The organism is Streptomyces sp. CLV115 (genome assembly GCF_038448545.1).
GTDB lineage: Bacteria > Actinomycetota > Actinomycetes > Streptomycetales > Streptomycetaceae > Streptomyces > Streptomyces sanglieri.
The window spans coordinates 60,654-84,561 of sequence record NZ_JBCEWQ010000016.1; the positions used below are offsets into that span (position 1 = coordinate 60,654).

At 73.0% G+C, this 23,908-nt stretch carries 19 protein-coding genes; 10 read left to right on the forward strand and 9 right to left on the reverse strand.

Annotated features, from left to right (window positions below; all coding sequences use genetic code 11):
• Nucleotides 1-15: 15 nt before the first annotated feature.
• Nucleotides 16-1,671: an FAD-binding dehydrogenase gene (locus AADR41_RS09110; RefSeq protein WP_342280799.1), complete on the reverse strand. Its 1,656-nt coding sequence runs from the start codon at nucleotides 1,669-1,671 to the stop codon at nucleotides 16-18.
• 212 nt (nucleotides 1,672-1,883) lie between these two features.
• Between AADR41_RS09110 and AADR41_RS09115 the strand changes: the two genes are divergently transcribed.
• The 6 genes from AADR41_RS09115 to AADR41_RS09140 all read left to right on the forward strand — a co-directional run bounded on the left by AADR41_RS09115 (nucleotide 1,884) and on the right by AADR41_RS09140 (nucleotide 5,614).
• Nucleotides 1,884-2,777, forward strand: coding sequence for a DMT family transporter (locus AADR41_RS09115; RefSeq protein ID WP_342280800.1), 894 nt, complete (start codon nucleotides 1,884-1,886; stop codon nucleotides 2,775-2,777).
• Between the two features lie 70 nt (nucleotides 2,778-2,847).
• Entirely contained in the window at nucleotides 2,848-3,477 is a 630-nt protein-coding gene (locus AADR41_RS09120) for a TetR/AcrR family transcriptional regulator (protein WP_342280801.1), read from the forward strand.
• 59 nt (nucleotides 3,478-3,536) lie between these two features.
• Complete coding sequence (locus AADR41_RS09125; RefSeq protein WP_342280802.1) at nucleotides 3,537-4,310, forward strand: glucose 1-dehydrogenase; 774 nt, start codon at nucleotides 3,537-3,539, stop codon at nucleotides 4,308-4,310.
• A 35-nt stretch (nucleotides 4,311-4,345) separates the two neighbouring features.
• On the forward strand, nucleotides 4,346-4,867 hold the full coding sequence (locus AADR41_RS09130) for an NUDIX hydrolase (RefSeq protein WP_342280803.1): 522 nt from the start codon (nucleotides 4,346-4,348) through the stop codon (nucleotides 4,865-4,867).
• Nucleotides 4,868-4,910: 43 nt separating this feature from the next.
• A complete protein-coding gene (locus tag AADR41_RS09135) occupies nucleotides 4,911-5,306 on the forward strand; it encodes a YidH family protein (protein WP_342280804.1) in 396 nt (131 codons plus the stop codon).
• Nucleotides 5,303-5,614, forward strand: coding sequence for a DUF202 domain-containing protein (locus tag AADR41_RS09140; RefSeq protein ID WP_342280805.1), 312 nt, complete (start codon nucleotides 5,303-5,305; stop codon nucleotides 5,612-5,614). Before AADR41_RS09135 ends, AADR41_RS09140 begins: the two co-directional genes overlap by 4 nt.
• 62 nt (nucleotides 5,615-5,676) lie before the next feature.
• Here the strand turns inward: AADR41_RS09140 and AADR41_RS09145 are convergent, their stop codons facing one another.
• Together AADR41_RS09145 and AADR41_RS09150 are read right to left on the reverse strand one after the other, a co-directional pair.
• Complete coding sequence (locus tag AADR41_RS09145) at nucleotides 5,677-6,633, reverse strand: NADP-dependent oxidoreductase (RefSeq protein WP_342280806.1); 957 nt, start codon at nucleotides 6,631-6,633, stop codon at nucleotides 5,677-5,679.
• Between the two features lie 65 nt (nucleotides 6,634-6,698).
• Complete coding sequence (locus AADR41_RS09150; RefSeq protein ID WP_342280807.1) at nucleotides 6,699-7,988, reverse strand: glucarate dehydratase family protein; 1,290 nt, start codon at nucleotides 7,986-7,988, stop codon at nucleotides 6,699-6,701.
• Between the two features lie 152 nt (nucleotides 7,989-8,140).
• On the opposite strand from AADR41_RS09150, the gene AADR41_RS09155 reads away from it, so the two are divergent.
• Entirely contained in the window at nucleotides 8,141-9,163 is a 1,023-nt protein-coding gene (locus AADR41_RS09155) for a phosphotransferase family protein (RefSeq protein WP_342280808.1), read from the forward strand.
• 8 nt (nucleotides 9,164-9,171) lie between these two features.
• Nucleotides 9,172-10,386 carry an acyl-CoA dehydrogenase family protein gene (locus AADR41_RS09160; RefSeq protein WP_342280809.1) on the forward strand — a complete coding sequence of 405 codons (1,215 nt, stop codon included), beginning with the start codon at nucleotides 9,172-9,174 and terminating at the stop codon, nucleotides 10,384-10,386.
• A 21-nt stretch (nucleotides 10,387-10,407) separates the two neighbouring features.
• Here AADR41_RS09160 and AADR41_RS09165 read toward each other — a convergent pair whose 3' ends face one another.
• Together AADR41_RS09165 and AADR41_RS09170 are read right to left on the reverse strand one after the other, a co-directional pair.
• Entirely contained in the window at nucleotides 10,408-15,123 is a 4,716-nt protein-coding gene (locus AADR41_RS09165) for a HEAT repeat domain-containing protein (protein ID WP_342280810.1), read from the reverse strand.
• Between the two features lie 73 nt (nucleotides 15,124-15,196).
• A complete protein-coding gene (locus AADR41_RS09170) occupies nucleotides 15,197-15,361 on the reverse strand; it encodes a hypothetical protein (protein ID WP_342280811.1) in 165 nt (54 codons plus the stop codon).
• A gap of 74 nt (nucleotides 15,362-15,435) precedes the next feature.
• On the opposite strand from AADR41_RS09170, the gene AADR41_RS09175 reads away from it, so the two are divergent.
• Nucleotides 15,436-16,314, forward strand: a complete 879-nt coding sequence (locus AADR41_RS09175) for a LysR family transcriptional regulator (RefSeq protein ID WP_342280812.1) — start codon at nucleotides 15,436-15,438, stop codon at nucleotides 16,312-16,314.
• Between the two features lie 144 nt (nucleotides 16,315-16,458).
• Here AADR41_RS09175 and AADR41_RS09180 read toward each other — a convergent pair whose 3' ends face one another.
• Genes AADR41_RS09180 through AADR41_RS09190 form a run of 3 tightly spaced genes read right to left on the reverse strand, consistent with a single transcriptional unit; the run spans nucleotide 16,459 to nucleotide 19,545 of the window.
• Nucleotides 16,459-17,052, reverse strand: a complete 594-nt coding sequence (locus tag AADR41_RS09180) for a TetR/AcrR family transcriptional regulator (RefSeq protein ID WP_342280813.1) — start codon at nucleotides 17,050-17,052, stop codon at nucleotides 16,459-16,461.
• Between the two features lie 37 nt (nucleotides 17,053-17,089).
• Nucleotides 17,090-18,748, reverse strand: coding sequence for an AMP-binding protein (locus AADR41_RS09185; protein WP_342280830.1), 1,659 nt, complete (start codon nucleotides 18,746-18,748; stop codon nucleotides 17,090-17,092).
• Nucleotides 18,749-18,780: 32 nt separating this feature from the next.
• Nucleotides 18,781-19,545: an SDR family oxidoreductase gene (locus AADR41_RS09190; RefSeq protein ID WP_342280814.1), complete on the reverse strand. Its 765-nt coding sequence runs from the start codon at nucleotides 19,543-19,545 to the stop codon at nucleotides 18,781-18,783.
• A gap of 186 nt (nucleotides 19,546-19,731) precedes the next feature.
• Here AADR41_RS09190 and AADR41_RS09195 point away from each other — a divergent pair, with 186 nt between their 5' ends.
• Entirely contained in the window at nucleotides 19,732-20,997 is a 1,266-nt protein-coding gene (locus tag AADR41_RS09195; protein WP_342280815.1) for an exo-beta-N-acetylmuramidase NamZ family protein, read from the forward strand.
• Nucleotides 20,998-21,085: 88 nt separating this feature from the next.
• Here AADR41_RS09195 and AADR41_RS09200 read toward each other — a convergent pair whose 3' ends face one another.
• Nucleotides 21,086-23,908 (reverse strand): penicillin acylase family protein, encoded by a 2,823-nt coding sequence (locus AADR41_RS09200; protein ID WP_342280816.1) that lies wholly within the window; start codon nucleotides 23,906-23,908, stop codon nucleotides 21,086-21,088.

Consider the following 23,908-nt stretch of genomic DNA (forward strand, 5'->3'; position numbering starts at 1 on the left):
CCCTGGCCGACCGCCCTAGCCGACCGCCTTCGCCGCCGCCCGCCCGGCCGCGCGGCCGGAGAAGATGCAGCCGCCGAGGAAGGTGCCTTCCAGCGACCGGTAGCCGTGTACGCCGCCGCCGCCGAAGCCGGCCGCCTCCCCCGCCGCGTACACACCCTCCAGCGGGGTGCCGTCCGCGGTGAGCACCCGGGAGGACAGGTCCGTCTCCAGGCCGCCGAGCGACTTGCGGGTCAGGATGTTCAGCCGGACGGCGATCAGCGGGCCGGCCTTGGGGTCGAGGATGCGGTGCGGCGCGGCGGTGCGGATCAGCTTGTCGCCGAGGTAGGTGCGGGCCCCTCGGATCGCGGTGATCTGGAGGTCCTTGGTGAAGGGATTGGCGACCTCGCGGTCGCGGGCGGTGATCTCGCGGCGCAGTTCGGCCTCGTCGATCAGCGGCTTCTCGGTGAGGGCGTTCATGCCCCGGACAAGTGCGGCGAGGTCCTTCTCGACGACGAAGTCCGCTCCGTTGTCCATGAACGCCTTCACCGGGGCCGGTACGTCGGCGCGGGCCCGGCCTATGACGTCGCGGATCGACTTTCCGGTGAGGTCCGGGTTCTGCTCGGAGCCGGAGAGCGCGAACTCCTTGCCGATGATCTTCTGGTCGAGGACGAACCAGGTGTGGTCGTGGCCGGACCTCATGATGTGTTCGAGGGTGCCCAGGGTGTCGAAGCCGGGGAAGAGCGGGACCGGGAGGCGCTTGCCGGTGGCGTCCAGCCAGAGCGAGGACGGTCCGGGCAGGATCCGGATGCCGTGCTTGGCCCAGATCGGGTTCCAGTTCTCGATGCCCTCGGTGTAGTGCCACATCCGGTCGCGGTTGATGTGGTGGGCGCCGGCCTCCTCGGCGATGCCGAGCATGAGCCCGTCGACATGGGCGGGGACGCCGGAGAGCATCTTCGCGGGCGGGGTGCCCAGCCGCGCGGGCCACTGCTTGCGCACGAGGTCGTGGTTGCCGCCGATGCCGCCGGAGGTGACGACCACCGCCTGGGCCCGCAGCTCGAACGTGCCGGCCGTCCCCCGGCTGCTCGCGGTGCCCCGGGCCGCCCCGCTCGGCTCCAGCACCTCGCCGGTCACGGTGTCGACGGCGCCGGCGGTACGGCCGAGGCCGGTGACCCGGTGCCGGAACCGGAACCGTACGAGGCCCTTGGCGACGCCCTCGCGGACCCGGCGCTCGAAGGGGGCGACGACGCCGGGGCCGGTGCCCCAGGTGATGTGGAAGCGGGGCACGGAGTTGCCGTGGCCGTTCGCGTCGTAGCCGCCTCGCTCGGCCCAGCCGACGACCGGGAAGATCCGCAGCCCCTGGGCGTGCAGCCAGGAGCGCTTCTCACCGGCCGCGAAGTCGACGTACGCCTCGGCCCACTTCCGCGGCCAGTGGTCCTCCTCGCGGTCGAAGCCCGCCGTGCCGAGCCAGTCCTGCAGGGCCAGCTCATGGCTGTCCTTGACCCGCATCCGGCGCTGCTCGGGCGAGTCGACGAGGAAGAGGCCGCCGAAGGACCAGTGGGCCTGGCCGCCGATCGACTGCTCGGGCTCCTGGTCGAGCAGGATCACCGAGCGGCCCGCGTCGACCAGCTCGGCGGTGGCCACCAGGCCTGCGAGCCCTGCCCCGATCACGATCACATCAGCGTCGTACGCCATGGGTTCCATCCTTGTCGGGGCGATCCGGTCACGGCCACGGTCGGGCTCCGGCACCGTCCCCCCGGCGCCGGAAGTTACTCGTGCGTCAGATCTTCGGCACCGCTCGCTCCGGCGTCAACCGCCCGGTCGGCGGCGTCCCGGCCGCACCCCCGGGGCGCAGGCGCTATCGTCGAAACAAATCACCCACTTCTGGCCTGACTTGAGGTAGAAGCGTGTCGGTGCTGATCGTCGTACTCGCCGTGAGTGCCGCCTGCTGCCTGGGATTCGGATTCGTCCTGCAGCAGGCCGCCGCCTCGCACGCCCCGCGGAGCGACTACCTCTCGCCGCGGCTGCTGCTCGATCTGATGCGGGTGCCGAGCTGGCTGGCCGGAATCGGGCTGATGGTCTGCGGCATGGTGCTGGGCGCCCTGGCCCTGGGCAAGGGCGAGGTGTCCGTCGTCGAACCACTCCTCGCGACCAATCTGCTCTTCGCCATGGCCCTGTCGCGCCATCGGACCGGTCAGCGGCTCGGCCATCAGGGCTGGGCCGGACTCTGGCTGCTGGCCGGCGGGGTCGCCGCCTTTCTGCTGGCGGGTCAGCCGCAGGGCGGCGAGGCGGTGACCAGCGCGCTGCGGCACTGGCTGGTGATCGGTGTCGTCGTGGGCGCCGCCCTGCTGCTCACCGCCTTCGCCAAGCGCTCCGACTCGGGGGCCGCCCCCGCGCTGCTCGCCGTGGCGGCCGGGCTGCTGTACGGACTGCAGGACGCGCTCACCCGGGTCACCGGCCAGCGGCTGTCCGACGAGGGGTGGACGGCCCTGGTGACGGCGTGGCAGCCGTACGCGGTGCTGGTGCTTGGGGTGACCGGGCTGCTGCTGGTGCAGAGCGCCTTCGAGACGGGCCCGCTCCGGGTCTCGCTGCCGCCGCTGACGGCCGCCCAGCCGCTGGCCGGGATCGCCTGCGGGGTCGGTTTCCTCGGCGACCAGTTGCGCACCGACACCGGCGCGCTGGCCTGGCAGGCGGCCGGTCTGGCGGCGATCGTCGCCGGAATCGTGCTGCTCGGGCTGCATCCGGCGATGCCGGAGGGGCCGGTGGGCGGGCGCCGCGAGAAGAGCCTCCAGCCGAACTGAGCGGACCCGCCCGGTCGCCGGGGGCGTCCGCCCGCTGGTTTTTAATAATGGCCAGCATTAGAGTGGGCGCATGGCGCGAACCTCCGGACAGGAGACCAGGGAGAAGCTGATCCGCGCGGCCGAGGAGGTCTTCGCGGCACAGGGCACCGACGGCGCCCAGCTGCGGGACATCGTCCGGCTGGCCGGGCAGAGCAACCCTTCCGCGGTCCAGTACCACTTCGGCTCCCGGGCCGGGCTGCTCGACGCGGTGATGGCCGGCCGTCTGGCCCGTACCGAACAGGTGCTGACGCCGCTGCTCGCCCGGCTGGGCGAGGACTGCGGCGTACGGGAGCTGCTCACCGCGCTGATGACGGCCGAGGCGAGCCTGCTCGCCGACGACCGCGGCCGCCGGTGTCTGCGGATCTCGGCCCAGCTCACCCATGAGACCGGGCTGCGGACCGGCCGGCTGCACCCCACCCTGGACGGCACCAACTACGGGCGGCTGATCGGCCGCATCGGGGACCGGCTGGGCGCGCTGCCCGGCCCCGTCCGCCTGGAGCGGCTCGATCTGGCGCTCACCCTGATCGGGGCGGCGATGGCCGACCGCGCCCACCAACGTCTCGACGGCATCGAGCCGCTGACCGGCGACGAGCTCTTCCTCGCCGATCTCGTCGAGACCACCCACGCGTTCCTGCACGCCCCCGTGCCGGGCCACGCGTGACCACCCGCACCACTCAGCACCGGCACCACATGCCACCTGCACCACATGAAGGAAGCGACATGACCGACAAGAGCAAGCTCAGCGACAAGACCGTCGTCATCACCGGCGGCGCCCGGGGCCTGGGTGCCGAGGCCGCGCGCCTCGCGGTGGCGAACGGGGCCAATGTGGTGATCACCGACGTGCTCGACGAGGAGGGCGCCGCCACCGCCGCGGAGCTGGGCGCCAAGGCCCGCTTCGCGCACCACGACGTGACCTCCGAGGAGGACTGGCGGCGCGTCGCGGAGTTCGCCGTCGCCGAGTTCGGACGGATCGACGGCCTGGTCAACAACGCCGGGGTGTCGACCGGTATGCCGCTGGAGACCGAGTCCGTCGAGCACTTCCGCAAGGTCATCGACATCAACCTGACGGCCGTCTTCATAGGCATGAAGACCGTGATCCCGGTGATGAAGGAGAACGGCGGCGGTTCGATCGTCAACATCTCCTCGGCCGCCGGCCTGATGGGCCTCGCCCTGACCTCCAGCTACGGCGCCTCGAAGTGGGGCGTGCGCGGCCTGACGAAGGTCGGCGCGGTGGAGCTGGGCACGGCGAGGATCCGGGTGAACTCCGTGCACCCGGGCATGGTCTACACGCCGATGACCGCGTCCGTCGGCATCCAGCAGGGCGAGGGCAACTACCCGAACACCCCGATGGGCCGGGTCGGCGAGGCCCCCGAGATCGCGGAGGCGGTCGCCTTCCTGCTCTCGGACGCCGCCTCGTACGTCACCGGTGCCGAGCTGGCCGTGGACGGCGGCTGGACCACGGGTCCGACCGTCAAGTACGTCATGGGCCAGTAGCCCCTCCCGCGATGGCCTGATGTTGGATGAGGAGCATGACTCCTTCTGACGAGATCCTGGACATCGTCGACGAGAACGACGCGGTCGTGGGGCAGGCCCCGCGCGGTGAGGCGACCGCGCGGGGCCTTCGCCATCGCTGTGTCTTCATCGAGGTCCGGGACGCGGAGGGCCGGCTGTTCGTCCACCGCAGGACGCCGGGCAAGCTGGTCTTCCCCTCGCACTACGACATGTTCGTCGGCGGGGTGGTCGGCGCCGGCGAGTCGTACGACGAGGCGGCGCTGCGGGAGGCCGAGGAGGAGCTGGGGGTGTCCGGGCTCCCCCGGCCGGAGCCGCTCTTCAAGTTCCTCTACGAGACCGCCGGGCACTCCTGGTGGTCGTACGTCTACCGGGTACGGTGCGAGCTGCCGGTGAATCCGCAGGTGGAGGAGGTCGCCTGGCACACCTTTCTCACCGATGACGAGCTGGCCCGGCGGATCGGCGAGCGGGAGTGGGTGCCGGACGGCCTGGAGGCGTACCGCAGGCTGCGCGCCTTCCGGGCGGGCGGAGCGGCCTCCTGAGCGCGGCGCCCGGTATCCACAAAGCGGCAGATAAGGTTCACGCGTGAACGAGTTCGTACAGAGCCTGCGGCTGTGGTTCGCTCCGCAGCGCATCCGCGACGAGGGCGACACCCCGGACTACCGGTTCTCGCTCGCCAACGAGCGGACCTTCCTCGCCTGGATCCGGACGGCTCTGGCACTGATCGGCGGCGGGTTCGCGGTCGACCAGTTCCTGCCGGAGCTGGCGTGGGGCGTCCGGGCCGGTCTGGCGCTCGGGCTGCTGGCGGCCGGGGTGCTGTGCGCGCTGCGGGCGGTCAACCACTGGGTGCGGTGCGAGCGGGCGATGCGGCGCGGCGAGGACCTGCCGGTCTCGCGGTTCCCGACGCTGCTCGGACTGGCCGTCGGAGTCGTCGCCGTGGCGATGGTGGTGGTGGTCCTCTTCGGCTGGGAGGGCCGGTGACCACGCCGGCGCGCGACCCCGGCCTCCAGCCCGAGCGGACCCGGCTGGCCTGGCGGCGTACGACGCTGTCGTGCACGGTGGTGGCGCTGCTGGCGGTCAGGCAGGCGTTGCACGGCGGGGCGGGCCCGGCCGCGATCGTGGCGGTGTCGCTGAGCGCGCTGGCCTGGCTGGGTTTTCTGCGGGTGGCGCATCTGCGGGTGCTCGGGATGGGGACCGCGCGGCCGCGCCCGCTGTCGGCACGCGGCGCGCTGACGGCGGCGGCGTGCACGGTCGCGCTCGCGGTGTTCGCCGCGGCCATGCTGTTCTGACCCGGTCCCCGGACGCGCCCGGGACCGGATGCGGGGCCGTCGGGCGTCCGGGTGCGGGACGGTCAGACGTCCGGGCCGAGGTCCGGGACCTCCCAGTCCACGGTGACGACGATCTTTCCGCGGGTGCGCCCCTGTTCGTTGAGCCGGTAGGCGTCCGCCGCCCGCTCCAGCGGGAAGACCCGATCCACATGGACCGAGACGATGCCCTGTTCGGCCAGTTCGGCCAGATGGGTGAGGTCGGTCGCGTCGGGGCGTACGTAGGCGTAGTGGCCGCCGTAGGCGAGGACCTCGCCGTCCGCGATGGAGGCCAGTCGTCCGCCGGGCCGCAGCACCTCGGCGGAGACCCGGAGCGCCTCCCCGCCGACGGTGTCGAACGCGGCGTCGATGCCGTCCGGGGCCAGGGCCCGCAACCGGTCGGCGAGGCCGTCCCCGTAGGCCACCGGTTCCCCGCCGAGCTGCCGGACGTACGCGTGGTTGTGCTCGCTCGCGGTGCCGATGACGCGGGCGCCCGTGTGCCGGGCGAGCTGGACCGCGAAGGAACCCACCCCGCCGGCCGCCGCGTGGACGAGGACCGTCTCGCCCTCCCGGATCCGCAGGGTGCGGTGCAGGACCTGGTAGGCGGTGAGACCGGCCAGCGGCAGTCCGGCCGCCTCCTCGAAGCTCAGGCTCAGCGGTTTGCGGGCCAGGGTGCGCACGGGGGCGGCGACGTACTCGGCGAGGGTGCCCCGGCTCAGGAAGTCCTCCCGTACGTAGCCGATGACCTCGTCGCCGACCGAGAACTCGTCGACGGCCATCCCGGGCTGCACGACGACGCCGGACACGTCCCAGCCGGGGATCACCGGGAACACGGCCTCCAGTGCGGCGTCGAGGCAGCCCTCGCGGGCCTTCCAGTCGACCGGGTTGACGGCCGCGGCCCGCACCTTCACCAGGACGGTGTCCGGGCCGACCCTGGGGTCGGGCCGCTCGCCGTACTCCAGCACCTCGGCCCCGCCGTACCCGCTGTAGCTGATCGCCTTCATGCCCCGACCATCGGTGCGGGTCCGGGCACCCGCAACTCAGGCCCGCCGCCCGGGCGGCGGGGCCGTCACCAGCGCGGGATCGACGGTGTCCGCCACGCCGGCTCGGCCTTGCGCATGGCGGCCGCGTCGTCGCGCTCGCGCATCGTGCCGTCGTCGTCGAGCCAGCGCCGGTGGAGTGCGGCCAGGCGTTCGCGGTCGAGCTCGACGCCCAGGCCGGGCGCGTCGGACACGGTGAGCCGGCCGTCCTCGAAGACGTGGCGGGCGGTGATGACGTCCTCGGTCTGCCAGGGGTAGTGGCTGTCGCAGGCGTAGTCCAGGTTGGGCACGGTGGCCGCGACATGGGTCATCGCGGCGAGGCTGATGCCGAGGTGGGTGTTGGAGTGCATGGAGAGTCCGACGCCGAAGGTGCGGCAGATCCCGGCCAGCTCACGGGTGCGGTGCAGCCCGCCCCAGTAGTGGTGGTCGGAGAGGACCACCTGCACGGCGCCCCGGGCGAAGGCCTCCGGCACCTCGGCGAGGGTGGTCACACACATGTTGGTGGCCAGCGGTACGCCGGTGCCGGCGGCGACCTCGGCCATCAGCTCCGTGCCGCTCGCCGGGTCCTCCAGGTATTCGAGTACGTCCTTCAATTGCTCGGCGACATACAGCGAGGTCTCGACGGACCAGGCGCCGTTGGGGTCGAGGCGCAGTGGCTGTCCGGGGAACTCCTGGGCCAGGGCGCGGATCGCGGCGATCTCCCGGTCGGGTTCGAAGACCCCGCCCTTGAGCTTGAAGGAGGAGAAGCCGTACTCGCGGGCGAAGCGCCGGGCCTGGGCGACGACGCCGGCCGGGTCGAGGGCGGCGCCCCAGTCGTCCTTCTCGCCGCCGTCGGGGTGGGCGGCCCAGCGGTAGAAGAGATAGGCGCTGTACTCGACGCGGTCGCGGACCTTCCCGCCGAGCAGGGCGTGCACGGGCAGGCCGAGGGACTTGCCCAGCGCGTCCAGGCAGGCGACCTCGAAGCCGGAGACGACGGAGAGCCGGAGCTTGTCGGCGGTCTGGACGCCGCGCAGTCCGCCGGCGTCGACCCGGTCGTCGGCGGCGCGCGAATCGCCGCACACCTCGTCGGCCAGAGCGAACAGGCCGTTCAGATCGCTGACCGGGCGTCCGGCGAGGGCGGTGGCGAGCGGACGGGCGAGTTCGAGGTACTTGCCGTCCCCGTACGTCTCGCCGATGCCGGTGACTCCGCCGCGGGTGACGACCTCGACGATGAGCCGCGGGGTGTGGGGCTGGTGGACACCCTGGGTGTTGAGCAGCGGCGGGTCGGCTATCAGGATCGGAGTCAGCCGGACTTCGTCGATCAGCAGCTCGGTATTCATACGTGAACCTTATTCAGAGATACGACTGAACGCCAGACTCCGGGCCAAGTAGCGACCGGGTCCGGTCACTGGGCCCGGGCGCCCACTGGACGACATACCGACTGGTCGGCATGATGGTCTCCGACCGTCTTTCACCCCCGGAGGTGTGCACGATGAGCCCAGTCCACCCGCCAGGTCTCGACCTCGACCGGCTGCGCGGGCATCTCGACCGCGAGCGGCCGGGCCTGGTGAGCGGACCGCTCGAAGCCCGGATCATCGAGGGCGGCCGGTCGAACCTGACGTACGTCGTCACGGACGGCACCGGCCGCTGGGTCGTCCGCAGGCCCCCGCTGGGCCATGTGCTGGCCACCGCGCACGACATGAAGCGCGAGCACCGGGTGATCAGCGCCCTGCACCCGACGGCCGTTCCGGTACCCGAACCGGTGCTGCTCTGCGAGGACGACTCGGTGATCGGGGCGCCCTTCTACGTCATGGAGTACGTCGAGGGCACTCCGTACCGCACCGCCGGGCAGCTCGCCCCGCTGGGCGCCGAGCGCACCCGGGATGCGGTCCTCGGGCTCGTCGACACCCTGGTCACACTGCACTCCGTGGACCCCGGATCCGTCGGGCTCGGGGACTTCGGGCGGCCCGAGGGCTTCCTCGACCGGCAGCTGCGCCGCTGGGGCAAGCAGCTGGACGCCTCGCGGGGCCGCGAGCTGCCCGGCATCGACGAGCTGCACGCCGCGCTCGGCCGCGAGCTGCCCGTCTCCCCCGCGCCCACCGTCGTGCACGGCGACTACCGCCTGGACAACGTCCTGATCGGCCCGGACGACGAGATCAGGGCCGTACTCGACTGGGAGATGTCGACGCTCGGCGACCCGCTGACCGACCTCGGGCTGCTGGTGATGTACAGCTCCGATCTCGGCCTGGCCGACTCCCCGGTCTCCACCACCAGCGGCGCGGCGGGCCACCCCTCCCCCGCCGAGCTGATCGAGCGCTATGCCGCCCGCTCCGGCCGGGACACCTCCGCCATCTCCTGGTACACCGCGTTCGCCTGGTTCAAGCTCGCCGTGATCCTGGAGGGCATCCACTACCGCTACACCCTGGGCCGGACCGTCGGCGCCGGCTTCGACCGCATCGGCGATCTCGTCCCCGTCTTCATCGAGCACGGCCTCACCACCCTCCAGGAAGGCTGATCACCCCCATGGACTTCGCATTCGACGCCCGCACCGAAGAGCTGCGCGGCAGGCTGCTCGCCTTCATGGACGAGTACGTGTACCCGGCCGAGAAGACCGCGGACGAGCAGCGCGCACTGCTGGCCTCCCCGTGGGACACCCCGCAGGTCGTCGAGGATCTGAAGGCCGAGGCGCGCAGGCAGGGGCTGTGGAACCTCTTCCTGCCCGACGCCGGGTACGGGGCCGGGCTGACCAACCTCCAGTACGCGCCGCTCGCCGAGATCACCGGCCGTTCCCCGCAGTTGGCGCCGACCGCACTGAACTGCGCGGCCCCGGACACCGGGAACATGGAGGTGCTCTTCCAGTTCGCCACGGACGAGCAGAAGAAGCGGTGGCTGGAGCCGCTGCTGGCCGGTGAGATCCGCTCGGCGTTCGCGATGACGGAGCCCGAGGTCGCCTCGTCGGACGCGACGAACATCGAGACCCGGATCGTGCGGGACGGCGGTGACTACGTCGTCAACGGCCGCAAGTGGTACATCTCCGGGGCGATGAACCCGGGCTGCGAGATCTTCGTCGTGATGGGCAAGACCGACCCCGACGGCCCGGACATCCGCCGCCAGCAGTCGATGATCCTGGTCCCCCGCGACACCCCCGGTCTCGAAGTGCGCCGCGCGATGCGGGTGTACGGCTACGAGGACCACTACCACGGCGGTCACGCGGAGGTCGTGTTCACCGATGTGCGGGTGCCGGCCGCGAATCTGATCGGCGAGGAGGGCGGCGGCTTCGCCATCGCCCAGGCACGGCTCGGACCGGGCCGGATCCACCACTGCATGCGGCTGATCGGCATGGCCGAGCGGGCCATCGAGCTGATGTGCAGGCGGGCGGTGTCCCGTACGGCCTTCGGCAAGCCGCTCGCCCAGCAGGGCGTCGTGCAGAACTGGATCGCGGACGCCCGGGTCACGGTGGAGCAGCTGCGGCTGCTGGTGCTGAAGACGGCATGGCTGATGGACACGGTGGGCAACCGGGGCGCGCACACGGAGATCCAGGCCATCAAGATCGCCACCCCGCGCGCGGTGGTCGACATCCTCGACCGGGCGGTGCAGCTGCACGGCGCGGGCGGGGTGAGCCAGGACTTCCCGCTGGCCGAACTGTGGGCGGCGGCACGGACGTTGCGGCTGGCGGACGGCCCGGACGAGGTGCACCAGCGCTCGCTGGCCCGGCGGGAGATCAAGCGGTACGTGTAGGGCCGGGTTCCGCGGGCGCTGTCAGCGCCCACCGGCCCTGATCCGGTCCAGTACGTCCGTGTAGCGGGAGCGCCGGTCGGGCCGGGCGTGGGCGGCGGCCCTGCGCAGGGCGGGGACCGCCGCCCCGCCCAGCTCGACGAGCGCCTCGGCCGCCGCCCGGCGCACCACGGCACGGGGGTGTCCGAGGAGGTCGGTCACGGTGGGGAGCGCCGGCTCCCAGCCGGCCCGGCAGAGCGTACGGATCGCCATCCGCACCACATCGGGCCGGGGGTCGTCGAGCAGCAGCCCGGTGTGGCGCAGATGGGTCGGCCGGTCGAGCATCGTCCGCGAGGTCCGGTGGGCGCGCAGCCGGACCCTGGACCGGGGGTGGCCGAGCAGCTCGCCCAGCAGGTCGACGAGTCGAGGGTCCTGGTCGGGCTCCGGGCCGGTGTGCGTCCCGGCGAGTTCGGTGAGCGCCCGGCAGATCTGCTCCGGTGTGCCGGTCGCGGCCAGGTCCAGCAGCTCCTGCCGGGTCGGGCGCCGCCCGGCTTGGGCGGGTACCGCCGTGCCGCGGTCACGGAGCGCCGCCAGTGCCGCCGCGTCCTCCCGCTCCGCGTCCGGCCCGCGCAGCGGGCCCTCGACGAGCAGGAGCCGGTCGGCGAGATCGTCGCGTCCCTCGGTGCGCAGGCGTCGGCGGGTCCGCGTCAGCGCGGGGGTGCGCAGGAGCGGACGGCCGACGAGCAGGTCCAGGAAGCCCCGGGCCCCGGCGTCGAGGCGGTCGTCCAGGGCTGCGGCCAGCACGTCGGCGGGGCAGGCGCGCAGTGCGTCGGCGATGGTCCCGGCCACCGCGGGCGGGGCGTGCTCCCACCACTCCAGCAGCAGCGGGAGCAGCCGTTCCAGTTGCCACGGATCGAGCCGGGCGGCGAGCGCCACCCGGTCGGGCAGGACGCCCTCCTCCCGCAGCTCCGCCTCGCCGATCGCGCCCAGCAGACCAATCGGGCCGGTGCCGGGGCCGCCGGGCAGGTCGATCCGGCCGCGGAGGTACGCGCGCAGCACCGCCAGTCCGGCCTCCGGTTCGGGCCATCGCGCCAGCGCGAGGGCGGCGGTCCGTCTGCGGTCCGCGTCGGCCGATCCCAGCATGGCCAGCAGTCTTTCCCGCAGGGCGGCCGAACGGGGCTGGTCGAGATCGTCCACGCGTGCCCGCCGTGGCGCCGGGGCCGGCGCGTGGACGGTCTCGGTGATGGTCCAGGGCGGTGCGTCGACGGGCTGGAGCAGCGTCATCCAGTCGAGCAGCGCGGCGCGGACCACGGGGCCGGCACCCCGGTGGGCCTCGATCAGAGCGGTCAGCCGGTACCGCGAGGGGACCGAGCCGTCGTCCCTCCGGCGGAACTCCTCCAGCGCGCCCGGGGTGCGGACCGCCTCGTCCAGCGCGGCCCGCCATGCCCGGGCGCCGGCGGGCGGCGCGTCGTCGGCGGCCGTCTCCGGGACGGCGAAGGCCGCACGCAGCACGGCGGTCTCGGCCTGCCGGGGGTCGGTGCCGAGCCGGGCGTCCGCGAGGGCCCGGTCGAGGTCGGCGCGGACCGGGACCGCGCCGAGGCGGCGCAGCAGCGTCAGCGTGGACCGGACCGGCGTCGCGGGTGCGGGGCGCAGGGCCCGCACGGCGGCGACGGCTGCCGGCCGCTCGGCGGCCGGCAGCTTCGGGGCGACCGCTTCGAGCAGGGCGATCAGGTCGTGCCGGTCGCCGTCCCGGGCGTCGTCGAGCGCGTCCAGCAGGACCTGGGCGGACCGGGCGAACACCATGAGCTCCGCGTCCCGGGGCTCGTCGCGGAGCCGCACCACGCCCCCGGCCCCGGTGCAGAGCCGTATCGCGAACCGCACCACCTTGTTCCGTGTTCCGGCCTGGCTCTGTGAGTGCGCCTGGCTCTGTGTTCGCGCGTCCCCGGTCCCCGGCCGGGGGCGGGCGAGCCGGAGCCAGTCGGCCAGCATCGGGCGGAGCTGTTCCGACTGGTCGTGGCGGAGCTGCCCGTCCCGTTCGGCGAGGCGCAGCGCGGCCTCCGGGTTCCAGCCCCGGACCACCAGCGCCCTGATGTCACGGTCCGACTCCTCGGCCGCCGACGACGGCTGCCCGGCGGCCGGGACGGTGATCCCGTGCCGGGCCAGGGCCGGCGCCAGGTCCCGGACGGTGCCGGCGGCCAGTCCGACGCGGCGGGACGCCACCAGCGAGAGCAGAGTGGCCGCCACCGGTGAGGCCTGGTCCTCCAGCGCGAGGACCGCGCGTGCTGTGAGGCTGCGGCCCAGGCCCTCCAGGAGCAGTTCACGGGCGCCGTCGTCCCGGCTGTGTTCGGCGGCGGCGAGGAGGGTGGCCGCGTAGGCGTCGCCGAGGACGGCGTGCAGGGCCTCGACGAGCCTGCCGCGCAGACCGGGGTTGCCGTCGTGTCCGAGCCGGAAGAGGAGCTTCGGGAGTGCCGCCGGGGTGCCCGCCCGGACCAGCGCCTCGGCCGCCGTCTTCCTGATGTTCATGTTCGGATGGTCGAGGCAGCCGGCGATCGCGGCGCTCGCCCAGTGGGCCCGGGCGTGGCCGAGGGCGAGCAGTGCCTGCCGGACGGTCTGGATGTCCGGCGCGGCCGTCAGCGCGATCAGCGTCGCCGACAGGGCCTGGGCGTCCTCGCCGGTGGCGTCGCGGGCGAGGAGGGCGATGACGTGCTTGCGTACGTGCCGGTCGCGGTGGCGCAGCAGCCGGTGCACCCTCGCCCGGGTGCCCGTCCAGGGGGTCCGCAGGAGCAGTTCGAGCAGGATCGCCCGCTCGCCGTCGGACAGTCCGGGCCTCTCCAGCAGGTCCAGTGCCATGGTCGCGGCGAGCGCGTCGCCCGCTTCTCGCGCATCCGTGGCGCCGAGCAGGCAGACCGGCCGGATCGCGCCCCGTTCGTGGAGTCTGCGGCCCAGGGCGCTCACCGCGTCCAGGACATCCTGCGGCACCACCGGCTCACCGGCCGGCTGCCCGTACTCCCCCGTCCGGCCGGGCGCGCCCGGCTCCCCCGCCGCGGCCTGCTCCGTCACGATGCGCAGCAGGAGGTCGGCGATGACCGGGAGAGTGCCGGTGTCGCCGTGGGCCGCCAGCCGGCACAGCGCCGCCTCCGGCGCGTCCGGGTCCAGGTGGGATCTCAGCAGGGCCAGTTCCCGCTCGTCCGGGCCGCCGAGGCCGGCCGCGACGCGGGGCGGCAGATCGACGGGGTCCAGCCGTGCGAGGAGCTCGCGGCGGAGCTCCGGATCGCGGTTCAGCAGCCACAGCAGTTCGAGGGCGCGGTTGCGTACGGAGCGCAGATGGGGCGCCGTCCCGCCCGTGGTGAGGCCCAGCCCGTCGCGCAGGGCCTCGGCCGTACGGTCCCCGCCGATCGCCTCCAGGGTGTCCAGGGCCGCCGCCGGGGCGGCGGGCAGCAGCGCGATCACGGCCTCTTCGGCGTCCGCGTGGCGCAGCTCGCGGATCGCGTCGAGGAACGGCCCGGGGGCGGAGGCAGCGGGCAGGACGCGTGCGATCGCGTCCCCGATCGGGAGGTCGCCGGCCCCCTGTCCGGCCAGGGCCACGAGCAGGGCGAGCCGTCGCGGCCAGCCCGGGTCGTCGGCGGATACGTCGGTCAGTACCCGGAGCGTCTCCTTGCGGGCGGTGAAGAGGATCGTCGCCACGTCGCGGGGCGGGATCGAGTGGTCGGCCAGGGCCAGGCCCACGACGGCGGCGACGTCCGGACCGTCCGGGAAGTGGCCGCGCCGGTGGAGTCCGCGCAGGCAGGTCACGGCCGGTCCGCCCAGCAGCAGGGGATCGCGTGCGGCGACGGCCGTCAGTTCGCCGATGTCGTCGCGCTCCGCCAGGTCGCCGAGCAGTTCCAGGCCGCGCCGGCGAAGGCCCGGCGGCAGGCCGGGGTCGTCGACGACCCGGCGCAGCAGGCCCCGGTGGCCGTGACGCGCGGCGGCCGTGAGGGCGGCGTCGGCCACCTCGGGCCGGACCGGCACCGCGTCTCCCGCCGGCTCCTGCGCCCCGCCGTGCCCGGGACCGCCGTGCTCGGGACCGCCCCACTCTGGACCGCCCCGCTCTGGACCGCCCCGCTCCGGACCGGCGGCGAGGAACGGGGCGAGGATTTCGGGCGGCAGCGGATCCGTGGCCGCCCACGGTTCGGCGAGCTCGCCCAGCGCACCGACGACGACCGGGGTACTGCCCGCGCCCAGCAGGCCGATCAGGTCCTCCCGGACCAGCGCCGGGGCCAGCAGTCCGGTGTGCAGCCCCTCCCGGGCCAGCCGCAGCGCCTCGGCCCGGAGCACCGGATCGCCGCTGCCCGCCAGCTCGTCCACGAGTCGCGCCGGCCGGTGCGTCCCGGCGATGCCCGCCCCGCGTACCGCCTGGTAGAGGAGTTCGCCCGGAGTCTCGTCGCGGAGCACCGCGGGGTCGTGCAGCACATCGGCGCGCAGCCAGGCGATCCGTACCGCCGCCGGCAGCTGCCCGGCCGTGCGCCACGGCGGCCGGGGACGGCCCCCGAGACGGTGGCCGAGCCGTTCGTAGAGCCGGGCCAGGAGGAGATCCGCCTCCGGCAGCCCGGTCAGTGTCGCGGGCAGCAGCCCGGCGAGCGCGTCCGTCTCCCCGTCGTCGGCCGGAGGGCGGTCGGTGAGGCGCTCGGTCAGCAGGATGAGCCCGAGGTGACACTGCCCGGGGTCCTCGTGCCCGATCAGTCTCTCCAGGGCATGGAACCGTTCCTCGGCGGACGTCTGCATCTTCGGATGCTAACCGGGCACTCTGCGGCCCCACGAACGGGTTTCGGGCCCGCGCGCCCGCCCGGCAGCCGGCTCAGTAGCCGCCGGACCCGACGTGGTCCGCCAGCGCCAGCTCGCGGACGAAGGCCCTCACCCGCAGCAGGCACCGGGCGGCGAGCCGTACGGCCCGCGGGTGGTGCGGACCGTACGCCGCGGTCCAGAGCGCGGGGACGTGCGCGGACGGCTGGATGTGAGTCATACCTCCAGCTTCGGCCCGCATCCGTGATCGGTCCAACAGATGGTTCAGCTGGCTGCGATCGATACCGTAGATGGATGGAGCTACGCCAACTCCGCCACTTCCTGGCGGTCGTCACGCACGGCGGCTTCACCGCCGCCGCCCGTGCCGAGCTGATCGTGCAGTCCGCGCTGAGCACCTCGGTGCGCAATCTCGAACGGGAGCTGGGGGCCGCGCTGTTCGACCGGACCGGCCGGCGGGTGATCCTCACCGAGGCGGGCCGGGCACTGCTGCCGGCGGCCCGGTCGGTACTCGCCGGGACCGAGGCGGCACGGGAGGCGGTCGCGGCCGTGGCGGGGCTGGTGACCGGCCGGGTCAGGGTCGGCACCATACAGACCCTGACCTGCGTGGATCTGGCGGCCGAGCTGGCCGCGTACCACCGGCTGTGGCCCGGGGTGCAGATCTCGCTGCGCGAGGCGACGACGCCGGAGCTGGTCGCGGAGCTGCGGGCCGGTGAGCTGGATCTCGCCTATCTCGCGCCGGACGCCGCCGAACTCCCCGACGGCATCGCCGGGTTCGCGACCTGGCACGAGGACCTGGTGCTGATCACCGCGCCGGGCCACCGGCTGGCGACGTCCGGGCGCACCCTGATCCGGGACCTGCGCGACGAGCCGTTCGTGGACTTCCGGGCGGGCACCGGACTGGAGACCGCGGTGCGGAGACTGGCCGCGCACTGCGGGCTGGAGCGCCGGATCACCTGCGACGTCACGCAGATCCGGCTGCTCGTCGATCTCGTACGGGCCGGCATCGGGGTGGCGATCGTGCCCCGGCGGATCGGCGAGGACGCGGGGCTGCCGTGCGTGAGCATCCGCCAGCCGGAGCCGGGCCGGACCGTGGTCCTGGCCGGACGTGCGCCCCGGCCCCGCAACCCGGCGGCGGAAGCGCTCCTGGACCGGCTGACGGGCGGCGCCGCGTAGCGGCGGTGGAAGCGGACGGGGACGCTCGGAGCCGGGCCCGCGGACGGGGACGCTCGGAGACGGATCGGGGTACGGGCACGGGGCCGCTCGGCGCCGGACCCGCGAACGAGAACGAGAACGAGGACGAGGCCGCTCGGCGCCGGATCAGGGGCGCAGCGCGCGCAGCAGCAGGTCGGCCAGGTGGTCGGCGACCTCCTGCTGGCTGAGCGGGCCGTCGGGGCGGTACCAGGTGGACAGGTGGTGGACCGAACCGAAGTGGTAGTCGACGATCAGGTCGGCCGGGGTGGCGGTGGAGAACACTCCGCTGTGCTGCCCCTCCTCCACCAGGGCCCGGAAACGTTCGTGGTAGCGGCGCCGCTCCCCCCGGACCTGCTTGTTCTTCTCCGGGCTCAGGTGGTGCATGGACCGGAAGAAGATCGAGGCGTCGTCGAGGTTCTCGATGGTGGTGACGACCACGTCCGCCGCGGCGTCGCGCAGTCGCTGCTCGACGGGGGCGTCGGCGTCGGCGAAGGCGTCCAGGCGCTCCTGCTGGAGGCGGAGCACCCGGGCGTAGACCTCCTGGAGGAGGTCTTCCTTCGAGCCGAAGTAGTGGTAGAGCGCTCCCTTGGTGACGCCCGCCGCCTCGACGATCTCCTGGACCGAGGTGCGGTCGTAGCCCTGCTCGGCGAAGAGCCGGGTGGCGGCGGCCAGCAGCCGCTGAGGGACGGGAGCCGTGTCCCCGTCCGTCGCCTTGGCCATTGCCGCCACCGTCCTTCCGTACCGTGCGTGATTCGGTCTAGCGGGGGGAACGCAGTTCCCGCCTGAGGATCTTCCCACTCGCCGTCTTCGGGAGTTCGGTCAGGATCTCGACCTCGCGCGGGTACTTGTACGCGGCGAGCCGTTCCTTGCAGTACCCGCTCAGCTCCTCGGGCGTGGCGCGGGCGCCGGGCCGCAGGCTGACGTAGGCGCGGACGGTCTCGCCGCGGTAGGTGTCGGGGACGCCCACGACGGCCGCCTCCCGGACGGCCGGATGGGTGTACAGGACGTCCTCCACCTCGCGCGGCCAGACCTTGAAGCCGGAGGCGTTGATCATGTCCTTCTTGCGGTCGACGACGTAGAGCCAGCCCGAGCTGTCCATGAAGCCGATGTCGCCGGTGCGCAGCTCGCCGTCCGGGAAGGCGGTGGCGGTGGCCTCCGGCAGCCGCCAGTAGCCGGAGACGACCTGCGGGCCGCGGACCGCGATCTCGCCCTGCTCGCCGAAGGGAACCTCCGCGCCGTTCTCGTCGAGGATCCGGACCACCGTGTCGGGGCCGGGGACGCCGACCGACAGCGTCCCGGAGACCGGGTCGACGGGGGCCTCGCGCTCCGGCGGCACGGAGGCGCACGGGGCGGTGCACTCGGTGAGGCCGTAGCCGTTGCGGATGTACGGGCCGAAGCCCGCCCGGAACTTCTCCACCAGCGCGGGCGGCAGCGGCGCACCGCCCGAGGAGATCACCCGGAAGGAGGCGAAGTGCTCGGGGGTGGCGTCCGGGTGGGCGGCGAGCGCCATGAAGGCGGTGGACGGGCCCACGGTGTAGGCGGGGCGGTGTTCGGCGAAGGCTTCGAGGACGACGCCCGGGTGGAAGCGGTACGCGAGGACGAGGGTGCCCGCGTTGGTGAGGCAGGCGGCCAGCTGGCACACCATGCCGGTGATGTGGAAGAGCGGGGCGAGCGCGAAGTAGGAGGAGCCCTCGGCGACGGGGTGCCCGGCCCGCTGGCGCTCGGCGTTGACCATGATGTTGCCGTGGGAGTTCATGGCGCCCTTGGGGGTGCCGCTGGTCCCGGAGGTGTAGCTGATCAGCGCCACGTCGTCGGCGGCGGGTCCGCGGCCCTCGGGAGCCTTGGTGCCCCGGCGGGCGACGGCGACCAGGTCCTCGGTGTCCCCGGGCACGGGCAGCCGCTCGAAGCCGAGCACGCGGGCGTCGTTGTGCGTCTGGAGGTCCAGCTCGCTGGTGGTGAGGACGGTCCGTACCGTCGGGGCGCCGGCCGCGGTGTCCCGCAGATACGCCTCCCAGGCCAAGTCCGCGCAGATCAGTGCGGTGACCTCGGCGTCCTTCAGTACGTGGCCGACCTCGCCGGACTTGTACATCGGGTTGAGCGGGACGACCGTGGCACCGGCCTTCCAGGCGCCGAGCAGCGCGATCACGAACTGCGGGGTGTTCTGCAGCATGATCGCGACGCGGTCGCCGCGCTCCAGCCCCTCGGCGGCGAGGTGGCCGGCCACCGAGTCGGAGAGCGCGTCGGTCTCGCGGTAGCTCAGGCGTCCGTCGAAGTAGGCGAGCGCGGGGTGCCCGGGGCTGCGGGCGGCGGAGTCCCGGAAGGCGTGGACCAGGCTCGCGGCCGGGTGGACGGGGGCCCGCTGGGCCTCGCTGAGCAGGGCGGTCCAGGGCTTGGCCGCGTAGATGGACTCGGTCATGCGCCGGTCTCCTCCCACCTCGACGGACTCGTTCATGAGCGGGTCTCCTCCCACTTCTGCTGAAGGTGGTTCATGCTGCCGAGCCACTGGTCGGTGTCCTTGCTGCGGGCCCGGTAGTACCCGGCGACCTCGGGGTGCGGCAGGACGAGGAAGCGGTCCTCGGCCATGGCGTCGAAGAGCGCCTCGGCGACCGCCTCGGGCTCGATGGCACTGGGCGCGAGGACCAGTTCCCCGGCCGACCCGGCGGCGGTGAGCATGTCCGTACGTACACCCTGCGGGCAGATCGCGTGGACCTTGATGCCGCGGTGGCGGTAGGTGAGCGAGAGCCATTCGGCGAAGGCGACGACGCCGTGCTTGGTGACGCTGTACGGGGCTGCGCCGATCATCGTCAGCAGTCCGGCGGCGGACGCGGTCGAGACGAAGCGGCCGCTGCCGCGCTCCAGCCAGTCGGGCAGCAGCGCCCTGGCCGCGCGGACGTGGGCCATCACATTGACGTCCCAGGCCGCGGCCCAGACCTCCTCGTCCGCGAGGACGTCACCGGGCGAGGCGAGACCGGCGTTGGCGCAGTAGATGTCGACGGTGCCGTCGAGCGCGTCCCTGGCGGCGTCCACGATCCGCGAGGCGTCCCCGGCGACGGCGGTGGCGCCGATCTCCTCGGCCAGCGCCTCGATCCTCGCCCCGTCGAGGTCGTTGACCACGACCCGGGCGCCCCGGGCGGCGAATCCGCGGGCCAGAGCGGCTCCGATGCCGCCTCCGGCCCCTGTGACCACCACGCCCGCGCCCTGCACCGCGCTCATCGAATCCCGCCTCTCTCAGCCGACTTCTCTGGCAGACTAACCAGTCGGTATGCCGGAACGGAAGGGGTGGCCACCGCCCCCGGCGCCACTCCCGTCACAACCGTCCCGTCCGGCTCGTTCCGTATGGCCCGAACGCGCGCTAGCGTGCGTGACCATGACAGACGTCGCGATCATGGAGGTAGCCCGATGAGCCTGTCCAGACGTGGTTTGCTGGCCGCCGGCGGTGCGGTGGGGGCCCTCGCGGCGACGGCCGCCGGGACCGGGGCCGCGACCGCCGCTCCCGCCCCGGGCAAGGGGCACCGCGGGGTCCGTACCGGCTTCGACCGGCTGGCGGCGGACGGCTACGCGCTGCTGAAGGGCGAGAAGGTCGGGGTCGTCACCAACCCGACCGGGATCACCTCCGACGTGCGCCACATCGTCGATGTGATGCACCCGGACGAGCGGGTGGACCTGATCGCCGTCTTCGGGCCCGAGCACGGTTTCCGCGGCACCGCGCAGGCGGGCGGTTCGGAGGGTCGCTACGACGACCCGGCGACCGGACTCCCGGTCTACGACACGTACTTGAAGAGCGGGCAGCCGCTCGCCGACGTCTTCACCGCCTCCGGCGTGGACACCGTGGTCTTCGACATCCAGGACGCGGGCGCCCGCTTCTACACGTACATCTGGACGCTGTACGACTGCATGGAGGCGGCCGCTCTCGCGGGGAAACGGTTCGTCGTCCTGGACCGGCCGAACCCGGTGACCGGGCGGGCGGCGCTCGGTCCGGTGCTCGACCCGGCGTTCGGCACCTTCGTCGGCCGCCGGGAGATCGCCCAGGCGCACGGCATGACGGTCACCGAGCTGGCCCTGCTCTTCAACGCCCGGTTCCTGGCCGAACGGCCGGTGGACCTGCGCATCGTGAAGATGTCCGGCTGGAAGCGCTCGGACTTCTTCGACGCCACCGGACTGCCGTGGGTGCCGCCGAGCCCCAACATGCCGACGCCCGACACGGCGCTGGTCTACTCGGGGACCTGTCTGTTCGAGGGCACCAACCTCTCCGAGGGGCGCGGCACCACCCGCCCGTTCGAACTGCTCGGCGCCGAGGGCATCGACCACCGCTGGGCGGCGGCCGCGAACGCGCTGGACCTGCCCGGGGTCGCGTTCCGCGAGGCGTACTTCGCGCCGACGTTCTCCAAGTTCCAGGGCAAGACCGTCGGCGGGGTGCAACTGCACGTCCTGGACCGGGAGGTCTTCGACCCGGTACGCACCGGGATCGCCCTGCTGGTGACGGCGAAGCGGACCTGGAGCGGGTTCGAGTGGCGTGCGGACAACTGGATCGACAAGCTCACCGGCAACACCCGGGTCCGCACGATGATCGACGCGGGCGCGGACACGGACGAGGTCGTCGGCGCCTGGGCGCGGGATCTGGCCTCGTTCCGGGCCGTGCGCAAGCGGTACCTCCAGTACCGGTGAGACGGCGCCGGGCGGGCCCGAAGGATCTCCGACCCGCCCGGCACCACGGTGCGGCCCCCTACCGGTGGCGGCACCACGGTGCGGCCCCCTACCGGTGGGCGGGGAACTCCACCACCTGCTGGTACGTCGGGCGGTTCTGCCAGTGGATCGCCTTCTGGCCGATCCCGCCGAGCGGCCGGTGGACGATCGAGTCGGAGCACCACTGCTCGCCCGCCCCGCAGTTGTCGTCCCCGGGGTAGACCTCCGTCGCCGGCCGGGCCACCGCCTGCTTCAGGGCGGCGAGCAGCGCGTCACGGCAACTGCCCGCATCGCCGTTGCCGCAGTACGTCCTGGCCAGCGGCCCCTTGACCGGCTGCCCCAGGACCTGGCGCAGGTCCTTGTCCACGAAGCCCCACCAGCCGTACTGGAACGCGGATCCGCTGTGCGCCCCGCTCGGTCCGTGGCTGGCCGCCGGTGACTCGTCGGTGGCGAGGCTGTCGGTCAGCGCTCCGTACAAGTCGTCACCGAGCCCCGGCTTGAACTCGGTCTCGACCAGTTTCGGCCACCACGCGTCCATGATCCGCACCGCGTCGGCGTGGGTGTACGTGTGCGAGCCGGGGCTGCTCTCCCGGCGCTGCGAGCCCGCCGCCCGCCAGGACTCCAACTGCTGGACCGCGCTGTTGAGTTCGGGGTCGGTCACCGGCTTCGAGCGGATCACCTTGAGCAGTTCGGGCAGCAGTTGCTCGCCGCGCAGATCGGTGACCGCGGCCTCGGCCATGGCCCGGGTGAGGGACGCACGGGTCACCCCGCCCTCCTCGACCAGCTTCGCCACCCTGTCGTCCAGCAGATCGCCCCGGTGCACGGCGCCGAGACCGAAGCCCGCGGCGGCGTACCCCTTGGCCTGCCTGTTGTTCCAGGAGATGTAGTAGTCCTGCCCGCTGGAGTGCGGGTGCTCGGCGAACGGGGTGTACGCGGCGGTGTTGGCGGCCGGTTCGTATCCCTGCCACTCGTAGGCCCGCTCGGCCCGCACCGGCAGCGCCGGGTCGACGCCCGGCGCCCGCACCGGGTTCATGCCGCTGTTGTAGTAGGCGGCGGTGCGGGAGTCGGCGTAGAACCAGTTGAAGGCGTAGTCGATGTTGCTCGCCGCCTGCTGGAAGGTGGCGGCGTCCTTGACGTACGACGGGTCGTTGAGCATCTGGAAGCCGATGATCGAGTCGGCCTCGTGACGGTAGGTGGTGCGCAGCGAGGTGTACGCGACGGGCTTGCCGCCGACGGTGGCGCGGTGGGTGACGATGCCGTAGTTCGTGCGCCTCGCCTGCATCCGGTAGGAGCCCTTCGCCGTGGAGTCGGCGACGGTCGGCTTCCAGGAGTTGGTGTGCTCCAGCGTCTCCATGGCGGTGCAGGTGCCGCGGTAGAGGTAGTGCGTGGAGTCCTTGGTGGGCGTGGAGCCGTCGGGCTCGCACAGGTCGACGGCGTAGGTGTCGGTGATGTCCTGGCCGGCCGAGGTGGCGCTCCAGGCGTAGTCCTGGCCGCGGCCCATCTGGATGTACATGCCGACACCGGCGAAGGAGACGCCGCGGGCGCTGATGCCCGGCCCCTGGAGTTCCTGGAGCATCATCAGCTGCGGGGCGAAGTAGCCGGTCTGCGGCCCGAACACGGCGATGGGGTTTCCGCTCGCGGTGTTCTTCCCGGAGACCAGCAGGGCGTTGGACATGCCGCGCTTCTGGGCGCCGGATCCCGAACCGGGCAGCGAGCCCTCGGGGATGACTCCGTCGTCGTAGATGCCCTGGGCCTTCCTGAGCGGGGCCGGGGCCTTGACCGGGGCCTTCTTGCCGGTGCCCGCGGAGCCGGTGCGGTCGTAGATCACGGGTTCCGCGGTGACGGACCCGGCATCGGGCAGCGCGGTGCCGCGCGCCTTGCCGGGCTTGCCCGCGTACGGGAACGAGGTGCCGTCATGGATCGTCAGCACGGCCTCGGGGTCCTCGCGCTGGCGGAAGGATTCCCAGACCTCGGTGCCCTCGGCGACGCCGTACTTCTGCTGGGCGGCCAGCAGCGAGAGCGCCGCCTGCACCTCCCCGCCACCGCCGCCGCCGAACTGGCCGCCGACCACCGAGGCGATGGAGATCAGGTCGGTCAGCTTGAACGGCTGTATCTCGCCGATGTTGGTGATGGCGTCGATCTTGCCGGTGAGGACGTACTCGCCCGGGAAGTAGCGGCCCTTCTTGGACTTCTCCCGGTAGGCGTTGATGCCGTCGACATACGCCTGGGCATCCGCCATGGCCTGCTCGCCGCGGGCGCCCTCGCGGGTCCTGATCTGCTCGACCTGGGCTTCGAGGTCCTCCTCGGTGTACGGGGCCTGAGGCCAGAACTGCTGCTCCAGGCCCTGGTTGGCGAGGGCGCCGCCGGCGAACGAGGTCAGCTCGCCGCGTCCGATGTGACGGAAGAGGTCCATCAGCCAGAGCCGGTCCTGCCCGGCGGCGAATCCGGCGCCGAACTCGGTGCCGTAGCGGGTGGTGCCCTTGATGTGCGGGACACCGGACGTCTTGTCACGGGTGATGGTGACGTCGTCGCGGGGCGAGGTGACGGACTCGACCTGGTCCTTCGGCACACCGAACGAGGCATCGTTGAAGAAGTCGGTCAGCTTCTGGTCGGTGAGACCCGAGTGTCCGGCCACCAGGCCGTTGTAGCGGTCGAGTTGGTCGTCGCTGTGCTTGGGATGCGTACCGAACGCCTTGTTGCCGAGGATCTCGACGAGGGTGGCGTTCCCGTTCTCGCCCGGGGGCAGGATGTCGTCGCACTGCCCCTGGCAGTAGTCGGTGACGGGGTCGGGTTCCGCGGCGCCGGCCTGCGGCGGGGCCGCGAGCAGGGTGGTGCCGAGTGCGAGGACCGCCGCTATGGTGGCGGCTCTGAGCTTGACGGTGCGTGGGGGCAT

Coding starts and splice junctions, on each gene's coding strand:
- AADR41_RS09110 (WP_342280799.1), bottom strand. CDS start 1,671: ATGGCGTACGACGCTGATGTGATCGTGATCGGGGCAGGGCTCGCAGGC.
- AADR41_RS09120 (WP_342280801.1), top strand. CDS start 2,848: ATGGCGCGAACCTCCGGACAGGAGACCAGGGAGAAGCTGATCCGCGCG.
- AADR41_RS09125 (WP_342280802.1), top strand. CDS start 3,537: ATGACCGACAAGAGCAAGCTCAGCGACAAGACCGTCGTCATCACCGGC.
- AADR41_RS09130 (WP_342280803.1), top strand. CDS start 4,346: ATGACTCCTTCTGACGAGATCCTGGACATCGTCGACGAGAACGACGCG.
- AADR41_RS09145 (WP_342280806.1), bottom strand. CDS start 6,633: ATGAAGGCGATCAGCTACAGCGGGTACGGCGGGGCCGAGGTGCTGGAG.
- AADR41_RS09150 (WP_342280807.1), bottom strand. CDS start 7,988: ATGAATACCGAGCTGCTGATCGACGAAGTCCGGCTGACTCCGATCCTG.
- AADR41_RS09155 (WP_342280808.1), top strand. CDS start 8,141: ATGAGCCCAGTCCACCCGCCAGGTCTCGACCTCGACCGGCTGCGCGGG.
- AADR41_RS09160 (WP_342280809.1), top strand. CDS start 9,172: ATGGACTTCGCATTCGACGCCCGCACCGAAGAGCTGCGCGGCAGGCTG.
- AADR41_RS09165 (WP_342280810.1), bottom strand. CDS start 15,123: ATGCAGACGTCCGCCGAGGAACGGTTCCATGCCCTGGAGAGACTGATC.
- AADR41_RS09170 (WP_342280811.1), bottom strand. CDS start 15,361: ATGACTCACATCCAGCCGTCCGCGCACGTCCCCGCGCTCTGGACCGCG.
- AADR41_RS09175 (WP_342280812.1), top strand. CDS start 15,436: ATGGAGCTACGCCAACTCCGCCACTTCCTGGCGGTCGTCACGCACGGC.
- AADR41_RS09180 (WP_342280813.1), bottom strand. CDS start 17,052: ATGGCCAAGGCGACGGACGGGGACACGGCTCCCGTCCCTCAGCGGCTG.
- AADR41_RS09185 (WP_342280830.1), bottom strand. CDS start 18,748: ATGACCGAGTCCATCTACGCGGCCAAGCCCTGGACCGCCCTGCTCAGC.
- AADR41_RS09190 (WP_342280814.1), bottom strand. CDS start 19,545: ATGAGCGCGGTGCAGGGCGCGGGCGTGGTGGTCACAGGGGCCGGAGGC.
- AADR41_RS09195 (WP_342280815.1), top strand. CDS start 19,732: ATGAGCCTGTCCAGACGTGGTTTGCTGGCCGCCGGCGGTGCGGTGGGG.
- AADR41_RS09200 (WP_342280816.1), bottom strand. CDS start 23,908: ATGCCCCCACGCACCGTCAAGCTCAGAGCCGCCACCATAGCGGCGGTC.